The sequence below is a fragment of the Enterocloster lavalensis genome (assembly GCF_046603895.1).
Lineage (GTDB): Bacteria > Bacillota > Clostridia > Lachnospirales > Lachnospiraceae > Enterocloster > Enterocloster lavalensis.
Map to the genome: position 1 here is coordinate 5,405,486 of NZ_CP176637.1, position 17,331 is coordinate 5,422,816.

The following is a 17,331-nucleotide window of genomic DNA, read 5'->3' on the forward strand; positions in this document are numbered from 1 at the left end:
GTTAATCGTTCTTGTTATCTTCCGAATCAACCGTTTTCCCCGGTTTGGCTTTACAACAAAAGAGACATTCGGTTGTAGAGAGGGAGGGGGGATGGTGTGAGGAGAATGAAAAAGGCCGGAATCTGTCTGACGGCGGCTCTTTATATGCTTTTTTATTCCTCCTTCGCTGTGAATGGGATGGCGGACCGGCCGCCGGCAGGAACAGAGGAAGAAAGTAGGAAAGAGACGTTCATTGGTCTTTCTGCGAATGACATGACGGTCCGCAGCCTCGAATATGAGCGCCAGGGGGCGTTGGTGATTGAGGCTCTGGGCCGGGGGAATTCCCGGGAGGAGCAAACCGGGACGGAGGCGCGCTTTTCTTCCGATGAAGAAGCCCATTCTTTTGGCCGGTATTTTAACCGCTATATCTATCTGGGCAAGGAGCCCGTTACCCTGTATTCGGTGAGAGAGGGGGAGGAGGATTATGCCATTTTCTTTTCCTGTGACAATCCCGGGCTGGCCCTGGGGCAGCACAGACAGGTGCAGGATAAGCTGGCCGGGCTGGCCGGAGCGGCCCGTGACCTGGGGGACAGAGAAAAGGCGGAGTTTTTTTACCAATGGATTTATAACCATGTTTCCTACGATGAGTCGCTGCAAAACCGTACGGTTTACCATGCTGTGATGGAGGGGAAGTCCGTATGCTGGGGTTATGTGTCCGCTTATTTGTCTCTGTGCAGAATGGCAGGCCTTACATGCGAACCGGTTTACAGGGGAAACCATGCCTGGAACAGGATTTGGCTGGATGGGCAATGGATTTATTGCGATATTACGTGGGACAAGTGTCTTGGAGGCAGCACGTGGAAATTTATGACGCAGGAAGAGATGGACCTGGATTTCCTGCACAATGGGTTGTGATAAAAGGCAGACCGGGTGCTGACATTGGAAAATAATCCCTAAACGGGTTTACATAGATATTTTATATTGGAAGGATGAAGGAAAAGAGGATGAAAAAAAGGAAAATGGCAGTGATGGCTTCGGCTCTGGTCATTGCAGCAGCTTCCCTTGCCGGGATAGAGGCGAAGACGGCGTACGCTGTTGAAGGCTGGACCAGTGACGGAGAAGAATGGAAGTACCTGGATGATGAGGATAACCCGGTGCGGAATGTCTGGAGGCAGTCCAGGGATGCCTGGTTTTACCTGGGCTCTGACGGTGTCATGAAGAGGGATTGCTTTGTGGAGGACGGAAGCGGCCTCTACTATGTAGATGAGGAAGGGAAACGGGTCGAGAACGATTGGGTTCTGGCACAGGAGGATGAGGATTCGGGCTATGAGGCCGGCTGGTATTATTTCGGCGGTAACGGCAAGGCTTACCGCAAGACCTCCACCCCGAGGAAAACCATCGGGGGTAAGACCTATATGTTTGACGAAAATGGCCGTATGCTTACGGGGTGGTTTGACCGGGACGGGGAACCGTTGGATGAGGACGACGATCCTATGGTGGAGGGGGAGTGCTATGCGGGAGAGGACGGCGCGCTGCTCACCGAAGCCTGGCTGGATTATTCGGAGATAGATCCATATGCGCTGGATGACATTACCAGCAGTATCAGTGGAAGGGATTACAATGAATATGACCGGATATGGCTGTATTTCAACAACCGGTCCAAAAAGGTGAGAAGTAAAGGCGATCGTTTGGTTCAGAGGAATATCGATGGAGTCACCTATGGATTTGATGAATACGGAATTATGCTTCCCTGGTGGTCGAAGGCGGGCAGCGTCAGCAACGCGGACAAGAGCAATCCCTCCAGTGAGCTGTCGGCCCGGTTCTATGCAGGCTACGACGGTGGAAAGCTGTTAAAGGACAGCTGGTTCTGGATGTACCCTGAGGAGGGGCTGGCAGAGGATGACAGCAATGACGGTGAGTACAGCTGGTGGCACACGGACCAGAACGGCGAGGTTTACCGGGACCGGATCAAGAAAATCAATGGACGCCGTTATGCATTTGATGGTCTGGGCAGGATGCAGACCGGTTTTGTCCTTTTTGACGGATCCAGTACCTTTGTTGCCCAGTACGACCCGGACGTGTGGTCATCCCAGGATTTTAAGGACGGAAATCTATATGGGGGAGAGAAGGCGGACCTATATTTCTTTTCCCCGGACGAGCTGAACGACGGCTCTATGCAGACAGGGGATGAAGTGTCGGTAGAATTGGCTGACGGGGTATTTACTTTTGGGTTTAAAAGCAATGGAATTGCCTACGGAAGCAGAAATGAGCTGAAGCGGGTAAAGGATTCCTACTATATAAATGGATTAAGGCTGGAAGCAGACCAGGAATTCGGCTACGGCGTTGTGAAGGATGAAGCGGATACCTACCGGGTGGTCAACACCAGGGGGAAAACCGTGTCAGGAAGCAAAAAAGTTTTAGAGGACGGAGACGGGGGGTGGATTCTTGTCATCAACGGACAGTTTGCGGCCAGGGTGGACGATGAGCACAAACCCAAATGGCACAACGGCCCGGACGGCCCCGGCTTCTATCACTATGATCCTGACAACAAGACCGATAAATATGCGGGAGGAATCATCGCGGGTCCCGACACGCCCCCGGATCCGGACAGCCTTTTGGATGAAGAAAAATTAAATTTTGAATGACAGGAGATGATGTGAAAAGTGAATATAAGAAGATGTCAAATATGGAAACGTTTTGTTTCGGCTCTGCTGGTGTTCTGCCTTACCTGCGGCCTGGTGTGGACCAATGGGGGGATCCTGGCAATGGCATCCACGGAGCTTCCAAGTGAAAACCTTGGGGCAGCCAAAAGTGAGGGGACGATTGTGGGGTGGGTTTCCAGCGCCGGATCGGGAGAGAATGGCGCCGGCGCTTCGCCGGGAACCACGCTGCGATTTGATCTCCATGGACTGATTAACGCTGCCGACAACCAATATGTTAAGGATTATACCTCCCAGATTATAACCACCTATATGAATACCGGATATGCAACTATTCTGCAGATTGATAATGGGTCTAAAATTAAGGCGAATGGTCCAACGAATGGCTCGGTGGAGAATCTGACCAGCCTGGGCGTAGAATTGAAGATTGCACTCTCAGCCAGCCCGGACAACAAATATATATTTGCGGATTATTATATCTATGACACAAACGGTCAGGGAGGGGAAAACGGCAGGGATGTCAAGATGGGAACCGGCGCTGATATCATGATTGGGGGAGGTACGGGAAACCCGTCCCAAAATGACGACCGTGCAACGATCTATAAAAATGACAACGGCTTCCATATGGTGAATAGCAAAGTATATACCACCTTTGACTGCATTACAAATGACGACAGCCTGGGCGTAACGCCTCCCGATACCAGATGGGTGGGAAATTTTTCAGACTGGGGCCGTAATGTGTTTAATGAATCCGAGGAGGACATTTCCTCGGGCCAGGATTCCGGCCTGGCCTATTCGTGGAATTTTAAGCTCCGCCCTTATGAGATGGTACATAAGCGGGTGGCGTTTGCAATCAGGGATACGTCCTATTATGTATCGGCATCCGGCGGTACGAATGCGGATTCGACGAACGGAACCTACGGCGATCCGTTTAAAACCATTGATTATGCCATACAGAGAATTGGAAACAAAAAAGGCTATGTCTATGTGATGGATTACCCGGCTATTTCAGCCCCAATCAGTCTGACGGGCTCCAAGCAGGATATAACCATCACCAGCACAAATTTTACAACGGACGGTACGCCTGTGAGCGGAATTAAAACCTTGCAAAGAAATTCATCCTACAGCGGGGAGCTGTTTAACGTATCAGGGGGAGCAATTTTGAGGCTGACGGATATTGCCCTTGACGGAGCGGGAGTCAGAAGTTCTGACCCGTTAGTGAAAGCTTCTGCCGGGCGGCTGGAAATTAACAGCGGGGCAAATCTTAAAAACTGCAAGGGAAGCCCGGAAAGCATGGGCAGCGCTGTGAATATTACAGGCAGCGCCTCCCTTTCCATGAACTTTGGCAAGGTTTCGGAAAATAGATCGGAAGGTAAGGGAGCGGTCTATTTTGACAGTTCAGGAACCTTTGAGGTGATCAATGATGTGTTGATAGAGGACAACCAGCCCCCCTCGGGCGGGAAGGCCAATGTATACCTGGGGGAAGGAATGGTCATTACTGTGAACGGGGATCTGGGCGGAGGCCGGATTGGCGTGACCACGGCAAAGCAGCCGGAGGCATCCCCGGGAGGAATGGCAACAGTCGCAGAACATGAAGTTAAGGTTGCGGTTCCCGGAACAGGCAGCTCTGTTAATACGGCGCCAAGTCCATTTGTGGATAACTTCTTCGCAGACCTGGATAAGGAGGACGGTCTTGGAGTCTATGTGGCGGTGGGAACAAAGAATCTGGCAGGAGCCGGGGAAAACAACGACCGGAATGCGGTATTGAAGAAGAACGGCCTGCAGATCAGCCGGTTTATACGGGAGGCGGGCACAGGGGCTCCCATTGCCGGAGCGCAGTCACTTCCGCCTATATCGGCGGCTTCAGGAGATCCGGTAGATCTTGCGCCGCCCGGAGGAATCCTGGGCTATGAGCTCACAGGAATCGTCATTGAACAGGGAACACCCCCTACGCTCCAGGGAAATCTGGAATCAGGTTCCAACTTTGGCAAGGTTACCGGAACCATGCCGAACCAGGACGTGACGGTGTATTATGAATTAAGCAAGATCGAATCAAAGATTATTTTTGAGAGCAATGGGGGAACGCCGGAACCGCCTACCCTGACCGGAACCTACAATGAACCGGTAAACGCACTTTTGCCGACCATCAGTCGATACGGCTATGTATTTAAGGGCTGGAGTTCCAATCCTCCGGATTCTCCTCATGGTCCCAACTATATTAGTAAGCTGCCGGACAAGTATCCGTTTTCGCCAGTTACTTATTATGCGATTTTTGAGGCAGACCCCAATGTAAAGTTCAACTATACGGTGGAACACGAGAACCAGTCGGGGACCGTTGTTTTTAAGACAACTACTCAGGAGAACAAGTACAGCGTGGATACGCCCCTGCACGAGGTAAAAAAGAATGTAAAGGGCTATCTGTGGAGCCAGGAAGATTCCAGTACCATTCCCACACAGTACAACTATAACGGTACGCCCCAGGACGTGGGAACCTTCCAGACAAACGGCGGGTTTGACGGGAAGATGCCGGGGCAGGATGCCACCGTGCAATTCCGGTATAAGGTGGACTACGAGAATCCTGACAACCGTTATCTTCTTACGGTTAAACACGAGACAGGAAACTTTAATGAGGTGGCGCCGGATGAAACCTCCCTCCATTTTCCGGAGGATGAAATCACGATGCAGCCTGTCAATAAGTATGGATATAAATGTGTGGGCTACGAGTTTGTACGCGGCCACCAGTCCTTTGACAATGCAAGCGGATTGACTTATGCAATCACGCAGAATTTTGACGATGACTTTGTATTTAACGGCCTTATGCCCAATCAGCCTGTGACCCTGACCTATCTCTATCAGGCTACGAATCGGTATGAACTGTCGATTCGATATGAGGATAAGAATACCGGTGACGAAGCGCTGAGGAATATCATACCTCCTATTTTAGCCGGACAAATCACGGCAGACCGGGCGGTCGGCGGCTCGTATGAGGAGCAGTACGGCTATACCATTACCAATCCTAATATCGACCGCCTGGTAAAACCGGACGGGGCGACCATATGGTTTAGCAGCTACAACAATGATTGGGGTGGAACCATGCCCAACGACGACACCCAGGTGATTTACCGTCATGACCGGATTCCGTCCAAGTGGGCGGACATCACCTACAAGGCAGACGGGAAAGGTTCGCTCCAGGGAGGGGAGGGGGTCTCTCCGGATGTACAGGCTCTTACCGACGGGGAGTTCAAGGCCAGCGTCCTGATCAACGATGGAACGGATAAAGGCAGGAATAAGGCGTATACGCTATCCCAAATCAAGGAGAAACGTCTGATGCCGGTGCCAAAGGCGGAGAGCGAATACTACCGCTTCGGAGGATGGTTTATTGACGCAGATGACAGCGGGGATCTGAATGGGGACGAGACAATTTTAGCCCAGGATTACCAGTTTGAAGGGCCGGCTGTCCTTACGGCACATTTTGAGGAGAACCCGGATGCCTGGATCACCATCGCCTTTGAGGCGGGGGAACATGGCTCCATCAACACAGGGGAAGCCCTCACCCTGCGCACCACCTACGACAAGAAATGGTCAGACATTCAGGGCAGCACTCCCCAGTGCACGCCACAGGTGAACTACCTCCCGGACGGCTGGTACGCCAATGGTGAACCGGTGGAGGATGACACCCCACTTGTAAACGGACAGACCTACACCATGGAATTTTATCCCGATCCGGCCGTGTTCGGAACCGACGTGTCGGCGCCCAATGCACTGGCGGGGCTGAATACCCAGGGGAAGGGCCGTGTCACGATATTCGGCACAGCCCAGGGATATAAGTATATCCTCACCGACCTGGCGGGTGAGGTTCTGGCGGTGAACAAGGGAAATATCCTCACCAGCCGCACCTATTTCGACGGCCTTTACCCAGGGATGCCCTATATCGTTTATGAGGCTACAGGGAACACCAGGGTGGAGACAGGAGATTTAATCGGGACGATCCAGGGCACCGTCAGCGATGGAACCCAGGTGGTAACCCCTGTAGTGGAGACCAACTACCAGGTGTTCTATGACGAGGAGGAGGAGGGCAAGACCCAGCTTCTCATAAAGCCGGCGGATTCGGCTTCGGATTACGCGCTTCTGAATCACGCGGGAAATGTGGTGCATACGCCCCAGACCGGGGCGGGTGGATGGCAGAAGCCGTCCGGGAACCCTGCCTCCCTGGAGTTCACGGGGCTTGACTATAACAAGGAATACACCGTGGTTGCCCGGCCCACGGGGCGCAACGAGATGACGGCGGAGGAACGCGGGGAATACGGAAGCACCATTGCCATGGACCCGGGCGGGGAGCTGGAACTGCCTGAGTATATCATCGAGACGGTAAACGGCGACGTGGTCTCCGTGGGGGACACGGAGGTGGGAGGCTCCCGTTACGAGGAAGCTCATAAGGGCGACCGGGTGAGCATTACGGCGGATCCTGTGGACGGGGCCGGCCGGCCCTTCAGCCACTGGGAGTTTGCAATCGGGAGCGTAAAGGGTCTGGGGGATACCGTCCACCAGCGCGAGGTAAGCTTCACCATGCCGGATAGCAACCTGGTTCTGGGGGCAGTTTACCAGCGCGAGGCCTCCCCAAGCAATGCAGAGGTAGTATATGAAGTCCGGGGAGGAAGCCGCGGCGAGCTGGCCCTGGACCCGGATGCGGTACAGGACCTGGAAGACGAGCTGACCACGGATGCGGACCAGGAGCTGATGCAGGTGAACCGCGCGGACGTCACCTACAAGGTGGTGTACCGGAAGAACGGAGTGAAGGCCTCGGAGTCCAACGCAATAAAAGCCAGCGGCCTGTATGAGATGGAACATGAGGACGCCTACAAGGAAGCCTGGGGCCTGGATGTATCCATAGAGCGGTATGTGAATGGCCGCCGTGTGGACCGGGCCAGCGCCTCCAATGCATCTTTTAAGACCTATGTACAGTTGGATCGGAAGGATGTGGATATGATGGACTACCAGCTTTTCGAGCTGGTTCATGACCCGGATGAAGGGGAAATCAGCGTGAGCCAGGTTCCCATGGACTACGATCCGGAGGAGACCGGAGGCCTGTTCACCTTCACAGCCACGGAGGGCAGCAGATACGTGATGGTGTATAACCGCGCTTACCGTCTGTATTTCCTGAACAACACAGTGCCGGTGGAAAGCCGTTACCGCTATTGCTTCAAGGTAAGGCGCAATGAATGGCCCGGTCAGGATTACTATGAAACAGAGTACGCAGGGGTGGAGGAGCAGCTTGATCACTTCATAAGCCCCGAGGGAGCGGACTTCAACTATATGGGTTGGAGCTACCGCCCGGATAAGCTGCGAGAGTTCGACCCGGAGCGCAAGATAACCAGGAAAACCTATGTGTATGCGTTCTATGAGGATAATGTGCAGGAGGTGAACCGTGCCCGCGAGGAGCTGGAGAAGGCCATTTTAGAGGCCATTGGACTGAGCGACGACCATTTCCTGAAGCTGCAGGAGAGCAGAAAGCTAAAAGAGTTCATTGAGAAGGCCCAGGAGGTACTGGACCGCGAGCCCAAGGCCACAATCGGCCAGCTGGAAGACGCACTGGAGGATTTAAAGAAAGACACCGCACCCTACAGGGAGTTGCTGGAGGAACGCTATGACGATTACCACCACATCCAGGAGGATGGAAACAAGGGTGGAAGCGGAGGCGGCGGAGGCGGCGGAAGGGGAACCAAAAAGGCCCCGTTTAACGATACCGCTCCCAAGAGCTACCTGGTAGGGACAAACGGAACCTGGGTGGAAACCACAGGTGCCAATGGCGAGAAGCAGTATCAGTTCCGTCTGAACGGAGGAAATATTCTGAGAGGAATGTGGGCCAGGCTGGAGTACCCGGAGACAGGCCAGACCGGCGATGCCGGATGGTACAGATTTGACGGCGACGGAAACATGCAGTCGGGCTGGATCTGCGACGAGATGGGGAAATGGTATTACTGCAACACGGAGAAGGAGGGGAATTACGGAAGGATGGCCACGGGCTGGAAGCAGGATCAGGGTGACGGACACTGGTATTACCTGGATCCCGTAAGCGGGGAGATGGCCCTGGGCTGGAAACAGATGGACGGAAAATGGTATTACTTCTCACCTGTAGGCGGAGGAACATATACCTATGACCCCACAAAGGGAAAATGGATCTTTGGCGGGGGAAATGGACGCCCCTTAGGCTCCATGTATCAGAATGAAGTGACGCCGGACGGTTATTCTGTAGGTCCTGACGGCGCATGGATTCAGTAGGAGGAACCTGATGATAAAGAAAATAAATATGAAATCAAAGCTGGCAGGCATGCTGGCGGCAGCCATGGTAATATCCATGGCTGCCCCGGGATACCAGGCATACGCGATTGGTTATGGGGAAACTTCTAAGCTCAAGTTCGATCCCCAGGATGGCCCGGGTATGTCTAAGTCCAGCTACAGTACCGTGGCGGTGGGAGGCGCTGTGGAACAGGGCGTATTTACAGCCACCGGAAAGGCGGGCCACGCCCTGACCAGTTCCGTAAATTTTGCCGGAATTCCACAGGATACCTTTGGCTCGGGACCCAGACCTAAGGTGCCGGACTTTGATGGTGTTACCTGGGATGGATTCACCTTTGACGGTTGGTACGCGGCCTCAGGCAAGAAGGTTAAAACGCTTCCCTATGCCTTTCCCTATGAGGCTTCAACCACATATAAAGCGGTGTGGAGAGGAAATGACAATACGGCCTTTGACTTTTGGGTGGAGCATTACCGGGATTTCAACCCTGTAAGGGGGGAGGCATCGGACAGCAGCGGCTGGCCGGCTGATTACGACGACCCGGACCTCAGAAAATTTTATGAGACAAGCTGGAAAAGTCAACAGATGGCGAATAATCCCATATCGGCAACCTACCGCAGGGACATTCCGGGTTATAAGTTTAAATCCGTCCTTATAAAGAACAACAAGGTGCGTAAATTTGATGAACCACTGGGCGGGGGTACCATGGCCGAAGGCGGCGCAAGCATCAACAGCATGACACACGCCGTAAAGGGAAACATGCCCAATGATCACCTTACTGTTGCCTACCGGTATGAGCCGGATACAACCAAGAAATTCCCGATCACAATCAGGTATGTGGACAAGAGCGGGAATCAGATAAAAGCGCCGGACACCATAACGCTTCCGGTGGAGGCTGATTACACCATTGACCCACCTGCGATCACCTCCTATCTGCCGGAGTCCGTAGCCCTGACAAAGGCAGGGGTGACGGATCTGGATGGAAGAGGGATTATATCCGCAGTGGACGCAGGCTGTTCCGTAACCCCCTCGAATGGTGAAAACACCCACGTCACGGGCAAGATGCCGAACCAGGGGATTGAGTTTACCTACAAGTATAAGGACGACGATAACTTTGAAATTAAGCTTCAGGTAATTTATACGGATAACCATTCGAACTCAATGGAGGAAGCGGCAGGGCTAGAGGATGTGAACCAGATTGTAACTCCCAACACCCAGTATACAATTTCGGTGCCGGATCTGGAAGGATATGTTTATCCGCCCAATATCGTATGGGATCCGTCGCTGACCGTAAACTTTAACAAAGATGCACAGGAGCTTACGGTGACATCCGGCCTTCTGAGCGGAGCCATTAAAATTACCTATAACGAGGATCTTTCGGATACCGGTTACTGGGCCAAGGTAGAATTTTATAACGGACAAAACGGTTCCTTTGGAGAGAGCCCTTCCCCCAAATTTATAAAAAAGGCGGGAGGAATCACTCTGGCTCAGGTGACGGAAGGAATTGAATTAAATCCATCCCCCCACTACAGAGCGGACGGATGGTACGAGGCCACCTCCAATGGAAGCGATAAGCAGGGACCTAAGCTGTCAGAGGACATGGTGATCAACAGATCCATTAAGCTGTACGCTAACTTTGTGGAACAGGAAGGGGACTGGTTTGACTTGAAATTTGTAGCCGGCGACCATGGTTCCATATCGGGTAACAAGACAATGCATGTTGTAAAAAATACTTCGTGGACGGACCTGGATCTTCCTGACTGCACCCCGGAGGCGTACTACCAGTTTGACGGATGGTTTGATGAGATGGGAAACAGGGTGCTGGCCTCTCAGACCATTATGTCAGACCAGACTTTTACCGCCAGATTCGTACCTATCGGTGTAACGGATGACGGGATACCTGCCATGCCGGATGCATACGGCTCTGTGAACAGCGGCGGCAGCGGAAACGTGACGGTTGCAGGCGTAAACGAGGACAGAAGGTATGCGCTTACGAACATGGACCGTGAAGTTCTGGAAATCAAACCGGGAACTCAGTTAAAGAACAGCGGATTTACAGGATTAAAGCCCTGTACCAGCTATTACGTATATGAACTGCTTATGACAGCCAATCCCTTGCCGGGAGCAGTCTTGCCGGATCATGTGGATCCGGACACATGCAGCCCGCCTACCCGGGTAACGGTCCCGGCACTGGGGAACAACTACAAGGTAATGGATGGGGCGGACGGAACGATGCAGGTGATGATTAATCCTGCGGATTCCACAACCTTATATGCCATCCTGACCATGGAAGGAGATGTGGTCGACGTACCCGGCGCTGACGGGGAGGGATGGGTGACGCCGTCAGGCGCTCCCGGACAGGCAGTCCTTGGCGGACTGGAAGGAAACCAGCTTTATGTGGTAGTCGCAAAACAGCCGGGAGAGGATATTCAGGCGGCGGACAAGCTTCTTTTGGGGACCCAGGTCTCCGTTGTGGGCAGCGCCCAGGCTGCTGAGGAGTATACCATCACACTGACAAACGGGGGCTTTATTACAAAGATAATGAGGCGTGGTATTTCCATCGACTTTGACGATACGGCTACGGCTGTGGTGAGGGCGGGGGACAAGATTACGTTTGACACGGATCCTGTGGACAGCCAGGGCCGGACCTTTAAGCAGTGGAGCGGATTGATCGGTAAATTCACACTGGAGGACAAGACAAGAAGGAACCCAACCATTACCATGCCGGAGGGGAATCTGGTGATTCAGGCCGATTACAGTATGGCGGCTTCCTCCGCAACACCGGGAAATGCGTTTATTGACTATTCCCCGAAAAATGGTTCTGTGGCCCTTGACTTATCGTCGGATTTGCGTTCAGATTTGATTGACGGACTTACAGGCAACAGCAGCGATCAGGACGCCCTGGTAAATGGTATTGACGTGGGATATACTGTAAAATTCAACCAGCGCCCTCCAAAGGCGTCGGAATCCAATGCAGTCATGCAAGAAGTAGGGGACGAGGCCGTTAAAGTGCCCTGGACCCTGACCTCCTCTCTTACAAGGCAGGTGGGAGGCACCAACAAGGATATACCCACCGGAGTAAACACAACCCCGGATATCCGGGTGTACGCTTCCCTTGACCGCAGTATGCATGGATATATTGATTACCAGCTTTGGCGGCTGGAGAATCTGGACGACAATCCCGTATGTACATTTGTAGAAATGGAACCGGATCCCAATGATGAGGACTCGGGTTTTTCGGGAGTGGTATCCTTTGACGCCAATGTGGGGAGCACCTACGTTCTCACTTATCTGAAAGCTTACGGGGTGAAGATCATAGACCCCAAACGGGCTGCGCAGCATATGGTGAAGGTGAAAACCGATACTCCTCTGGAGGATGCGGACGGGTTCCTGGACCTGCCGATTTTTGAGGATTACACGGATCCCATAACCAATATCGTCTATGAATACAGAGGACTGGGAAGGACGCCTTCCTCCTCGAATGAATACGATGTTACGGATCCGGTGACAAAGAACATGACCCTTTATGTCCTTTACAGTCCTGCCGATGATTCGGAGTGGCAGGAAGCAAGGCAGAAGCTGATGGGCCAGATTACAATCGCCCAGGCTCTGAAGGACGGCCCAACTGTCAGCGAGGAGGAGCGGGAGGCATTAGGAGATGCCATTGATATTGCTATTGAAGTGGTGAACCGGGTATACCGGCCAACCGTGGATGAGATGAACGACACCTATGATATGCTGAAGGATCTGGTGGACTCCATTACCTCCGGAGGAGATAATCCCGATCATCCGGACAACCCGGACCAGCCGGATAACCCGGACACACCGGATCCCCCCGATAAACCCGATAAGCCGGATCATCCCGGCGGAGGCGGAGGCGGGGGGGGAGGGGGAGGCTCTACCCGCGGTACCGGAGGCAGCAGCCGGGTTTTGGGACCGGGCTTCAGCTTTAACGACTACAGAACCTATGGCGCCGGAACAGAGGGCTCCTGGCAGACTGTGGGCGGGGACCCCACCAAGTGGCAGTTCATCCTGAGGAGCAAAACACCGGTGAAGGACCAGTGGGCCAACGTAAAATACGGTGAGGCCGGACAGGCCTGCACCTATCATTTTAATGAAGAAGGCATCATGGATTACGGCTGGTATATGGATGCCCAGGGAGAATGGTATTACCTGAATGAAGAACCGGGACCAGACTTTGGGCGTATGATTGTGGGCTGGTATTTCGATGCAAAGGCGAATAAGTGGTATTATCTGAACGAATTTACCGGTGGAATGGCAACGGGATGGCAGAAACTGGGAAAGGACTGGTACTACCTTAACCCGACCTCCCGGGAAGGACGGCCCATGGGGACTTTATATGTAAATGAGATAACCCCGGACGGGTACCCGGTAGATGAAAACGGGAAATGGATCAGGGAGACACCGTAAACGCCGGCAAAGTGCAGGAACGGAACAAAAGGGGGCGTCGGAAAGCCCAGGCTTTGAGGGCGCCCTCTTATCAATTCGTTGTGAGGCCTGAAAGGATGATGGTATGTTGGAGGAAATGAATCCGGGCGGCTATGCGGGAGATTTCATATATCAGGACCGGGCCAGCGTCTTGCTGGTATGCATCAATGGCTGCCATGAGGATATGCTCTATGGAAATATTGTAAGCTACTACCTTGCGGAACCTGTATATTTTAAAGGAACCAGCCAGCTTATTCTGGGAATTGACCAGATATGCGAGACAGTGGGTGCGCCCATGAGAACGGTGGAACCGCGTTTTCTGAGCGCCATGACGGAAAATCAATACAGGGAGCTGTCAAAGATACAAAAACCGATTAATTCGCGCGACGCGGCGGAGTGTATTGCCCCTTATGCGTCAAAGGCAAAGGAAATCGTGATAATCCAGGTTTTATTCCGGCAGAACGCCTCCATGCAGGGCCGTATTCACTGCACCTATACCGGGAGGACGTTCATGTCTTTTCGCAGTGCCCTGGAGCTTATAAGGATGCTGGAGGAGATAGGCGCAAACCTGCAGGGAAAAGAGCGGACGAAAAATACCGTTGAGAAAGAGGAGTTGCAGAATGTGTAATCAATGTGAAGGGAGGAGGGGGAGAGAAACGGTTATGTGTGATATCTGTCAGGCCCTGCTCAGGGAACGGGAGGAGGAGACTTTGAACGTGATGGTTTCCAAAACCAGTGAATCCCATCTTGAGGATGCAAGAAGGATGTACAGGAATAGTGAATTTTGGGAAAGAGTCTTGATTATAGGCGCGACTGTAGTTATCCTGATTCTTCTTATGATTTATTTTCTTTGGAAGTAAGAAAAGGAGAAACTATGAAAAAAACGGATACCGGAATACCGGACCGCGCCGTGACCGGCATGGACCGGAACCTGTATACTGCGTGGCAGGCCATCAATTCCGGGATGGCGGGAAGCTTTTCAGTGGTGATTCTGGCAGTGTTTCCTTTGGTGTACCGGGATTACTACTTTGATATATTAAACCACAAAACGGAATTTTATTATAAATCGGTGTTGATATTTGCCGCTGTATTTGTACTGGTCAATGCGGTCATTGCATTTTTGGCGGCGTACCTCAATCGGGGAGCGGTACGCTTAGGCGGGCCGCGCCTTAAAGCCGCCGATTGGGCGATGCTTGCGTTTGTGTCGGCCGCCATTCTGTCAACTATTCAATCCGATTATGCGGAAGCTGCCCTTTGGGGAGGCGAGGGACGGTTTTCGGGGCTGATTCTCATTGCAGCCTATGGCTTCACCTACTTTGCCATAAGCAGGAATCTGAAGCTGAGGCAGTGGTATCTGGATCTGTTTCTGGGGGCGGGAATGCTGGCCTGCATCATGGGGATTTTGCAATATTTTAAAATGGATCCCCTTGGCTTTAAACGGCAGATGGACCCGGTTCAGTATCCCATGTTTACTTCCACCATTGGAAATATCAATACTTATACGTCCTACATCGCGATGGTGGTGGGAATGTCCGCGGTTTTGTTTTATCTGGAACGCGGAAGAGTAAGGAAAATCTGTTATTTGTTTTCCTTTATCATATCACTGTTTGCTCTGATTACCGGCATAAGCGATAATGCCTACCTGGCCCTTCTGGCCCTGCTTGCGATATTTCCCTTCTATGGGTTTAAAACCGTGAAGGGAGTAAGGGACTATTGCCTGATGGTGGCGGTCCTGTGTTCAGAGTTTTGGCTCATTGACTGGATAATCCGTACCTGGCCGGGAAGTACGCTGGAAATCAGCGGCCTGTTCCAGGTCATATCCGGTTTTCCCGGCCTTGCGTATATAGCGGCAGGGTTATGGATCCTGTGTGCGGGCCTGTATCTGACCCCGCACCGTCTGCTGCCGGAGCGTTTTCTTCGGGGAAAATACGGTGGAGGAAGGTGGATATGGGCGCTGGTCCTGGGTGTTGCTCTCCTGGGGGCATCCGTTGCCCTTTACGATGTGAACGTCCTGGGGAACGGGGAACGCTATGGCGGTCTGGCAGCTTACCTACGGATTAACGACGACTGGGGAACCCATAGGTGGTACAACTGGAGGATCGGTATGGAAAGTTTCCGACAGTTTCCCCTGATACATAAACTGTTCGGCTCGGGGCCGGACACCTACGGGATCATTACCATAAACGGTTATTATGACGAGATGGTGAACCGGTACGGCGAAATATTTGACAATGCGCATAACGAATATCTGCAGTATCTGGTCACCATGGGCGCTGTGGGTTTGGCTGCTTATGTGTCCCTTATGGTCCTGGCGGTCAGGGAAATGATCCGGAATGCCAAAGAAAAGCCTTATGTGATGGCAATAGTATTTGCCGTGATCTGCTACGGAGCCCAGGCGGCGGTAAACATCAGCGTTCCCATTGTGACGCCGGTTATGATGACCTTGCTGATGATGGGAGTATCGCCCGGGAGCGGTAGGAAGAGGGCGTAAAGAGAGCCGCGAAGCGAAGGAGAATTCGTTTCGCGGCTCTCTTTTTGGAGGCGGCGGGCCGTTGGCGCAGCCTGCGGCCGCTTCCGTCATCTCTCCAGGTTCTTCCCAGAGAATCCCAACGGCAGCAGCTCCGCCAGCGTAAACTCTTTCCAGGTCTTATCCCCCTTGCACAGCAGGACGAGGAAGTGGTCGGGATCGCAGAATTCCATCAATACCTGGCGGCAGACGCCGCAGGGAGGCGCAAAGTCCCTGGGCGGCTCTAAACCGGGGCCGCCTGCGATGGCGATGGCTTCAAAATCCAGAATGCCCTCGGAAACGGCCTTAAACACGGCGGTCCGCTCCGCGCAGTTGGTGGGGGTGTAGGAAGCGTTTTCGATGTTGCAGCCGGTGATGATCCGGCCGTCCTTTGCCAGTAGGGCGGCCCCGACCCGGAAACCGGAGTAGGGGACGTATGAAAATCTGCGGGCTTCCAGGGCTTTTTCCACTAAAATCTCTTTATCGCGCCCGGTCATACCTGTTCACCGTCCTGTCTGATCAAAATCCGAACCGCTTCCACCGCTGTTTTGATTGCGGATTCCGTGTCGTGCACAATGGGGTTCTCCAGACCGGCCTTGTCGCGCTCCTGGTTGCCCACCACCAGGAAGGTGGAACCGGCGCGGACGCGCAGGTAGGAGGCCACGATGAACAGGGCGGCGGACTCCATCTCCGACGCTTTGCAGCCGAGCCGCAACCACGCCTCCCACTTGTTCATCAGCTCATAGCTCACCGGCTTTGTCTCCGGTTCGTGCTGTCCGTAAAATGCGTCCTTGCACTGGACAACTCCTGCGTGCCAGGAATAGCCGTTCTTTTTGGCCGCCTGGATCAGGGCGTTGGTCACTTCCAGATCCGCTACCGCCGGAAATTCGATGGGCGCGTACTCCTTGCTGGTGCCCTCCATACGGATGGCTCCGGTGGCGATCACAACGTCGCCGCCCTTCACTTCCATGTCCATGCCGCCGCAGGTGCCGATGCGCAGAAAGGTGTCCGCGCCGCAGCGGACCAGCTCCTCCATGGCGATGGAGGCGGAGGGACCGCCGATGCCTGTGGAGGTCACGCTGACCTTTACGCCGTCCAGATATCCGGTGTAGGTCACATACTCCCGGCTGTCCGCCACCAGCCTGGCGTCGTCAAAGTAGGCGGCGATTTTGGCGCAGCGCTTGGGATCGCCCGGCATGATCACGTAGCGGCCCACGTCTCCCTGTCTGATCTGCAAATGATACTGTAATCCGATATCTCCCGAATAATTCTGCATGGCTGTCTCTCCTTTTTGGTTTAAATGGTTGAATCACTGTAATTGTAGTTTCCGGCCCGTCCCGACAAATCGCGCGGGCGGCCGCATTTTGTTTAAATGCAGCGGGCTGCTGGCGCAGCCTGCGCACACTTGCTCTTATCTTGTATGGTAACATTGAACTTGTCTA

8 protein-coding genes are annotated in these 17,331 nt (G+C 53.2%); 6 read left to right on the forward strand and 2 right to left on the reverse strand.

Going from position 1 to position 17,331, the window contains the following annotated elements; translation table 11 throughout:
* The first annotated feature begins 105 nt into the window (after positions 1–105).
* The 6 genes from ACK2JC_RS24350 to ACK2JC_RS24375 all read left to right on the forward strand — a co-directional run bounded on the left by ACK2JC_RS24350 (position 106) and on the right by ACK2JC_RS24375 (position 15,874).
* The gene (locus ACK2JC_RS24350; protein WP_227168840.1) at positions 106–894 is read left to right on the forward strand and encodes a transglutaminase domain-containing protein; all 789 of its coding nucleotides are present in this window, start codon (positions 106–108) and stop codon (positions 892–894) included.
* 89 nt (positions 895–983) lie between these two features.
* The gene (locus ACK2JC_RS24355) at positions 984–2,624 is read left to right on the forward strand and encodes a cell surface protein (protein WP_227168436.1); all 1,641 of its coding nucleotides are present in this window, start codon (positions 984–986) and stop codon (positions 2,622–2,624) included.
* Between the two features lie 18 nt (positions 2,625–2,642).
* The gene (locus ACK2JC_RS24360; protein WP_411337956.1) at positions 2,643–8,918 is read left to right on the forward strand and encodes an InlB B-repeat-containing protein; all 6,276 of its coding nucleotides are present in this window, start codon (positions 2,643–2,645) and stop codon (positions 8,916–8,918) included.
* Between the two features lie 10 nt (positions 8,919–8,928).
* Positions 8,929–13,365: an InlB B-repeat-containing protein gene (locus ACK2JC_RS24365; RefSeq protein ID WP_411337958.1), complete on the forward strand. Its 4,437-nt coding sequence runs from the start codon at positions 8,929–8,931 to the stop codon at positions 13,363–13,365.
* Positions 13,366–13,468: 103 nt separating this feature from the next.
* A complete protein-coding gene (locus ACK2JC_RS24370; RefSeq protein WP_320938467.1) occupies positions 13,469–14,011 on the forward strand; it encodes a hypothetical protein in 543 nt (180 codons plus the stop codon).
* A gap of 246 nt (positions 14,012–14,257) precedes the next feature.
* Positions 14,258–15,874 carry an O-antigen ligase family protein gene (locus ACK2JC_RS24375; protein WP_368270926.1) on the forward strand — a complete coding sequence of 539 codons (1,617 nt, stop codon included), beginning with the start codon at positions 14,258–14,260 and terminating at the stop codon, positions 15,872–15,874.
* A gap of 86 nt (positions 15,875–15,960) precedes the next feature.
* Here ACK2JC_RS24375 and ACK2JC_RS24380 read toward each other — a convergent pair whose 3' ends face one another.
* The gene (locus tag ACK2JC_RS24380; RefSeq protein ID WP_320938469.1) at positions 15,961–16,386 is read right to left on the reverse strand and encodes a cytidine deaminase; all 426 of its coding nucleotides are present in this window, start codon (positions 16,384–16,386) and stop codon (positions 15,961–15,963) included.
* The gene (gene udp / locus ACK2JC_RS24385) at positions 16,383–17,165 is read right to left on the reverse strand and encodes a uridine phosphorylase (protein WP_227168428.1); all 783 of its coding nucleotides are present in this window, start codon (positions 17,163–17,165) and stop codon (positions 16,383–16,385) included. Before udp ends, ACK2JC_RS24380 begins: the two co-directional genes overlap by 4 nt.
* Positions 17,166–17,331 lie beyond the last annotated feature (166 nt).

Excerpts from the sequence above, each read along its gene's own strand:
- ACK2JC_RS24350 (WP_227168840.1), top strand. The coding sequence starts at position 106 with ATGAAAAAGGCCGGAATCTGTCTGACGGCGGCTCTTTATATGCTTTTT.
- ACK2JC_RS24355 (WP_227168436.1), top strand. The coding sequence starts at position 984 with ATGAAAAAAAGGAAAATGGCAGTGATGGCTTCGGCTCTGGTCATTGCA.
- ACK2JC_RS24365 (WP_411337958.1), top strand. The coding sequence starts at position 8,929 with ATGATAAAGAAAATAAATATGAAATCAAAGCTGGCAGGCATGCTGGCG.
- ACK2JC_RS24370 (WP_320938467.1), top strand. The coding sequence starts at position 13,469 with ATGTTGGAGGAAATGAATCCGGGCGGCTATGCGGGAGATTTCATATAT.
- ACK2JC_RS24375 (WP_368270926.1), top strand. The coding sequence starts at position 14,258 with ATGAAAAAAACGGATACCGGAATACCGGACCGCGCCGTGACCGGCATG.
- ACK2JC_RS24380 (WP_320938469.1), bottom strand. The coding sequence starts at position 16,386 with ATGACCGGGCGCGATAAAGAGATTTTAGTGGAAAAAGCCCTGGAAGCC.
- udp (WP_227168428.1), bottom strand. The coding sequence starts at position 17,165 with ATGCAGAATTATTCGGGAGATATCGGATTACAGTATCATTTGCAGATC.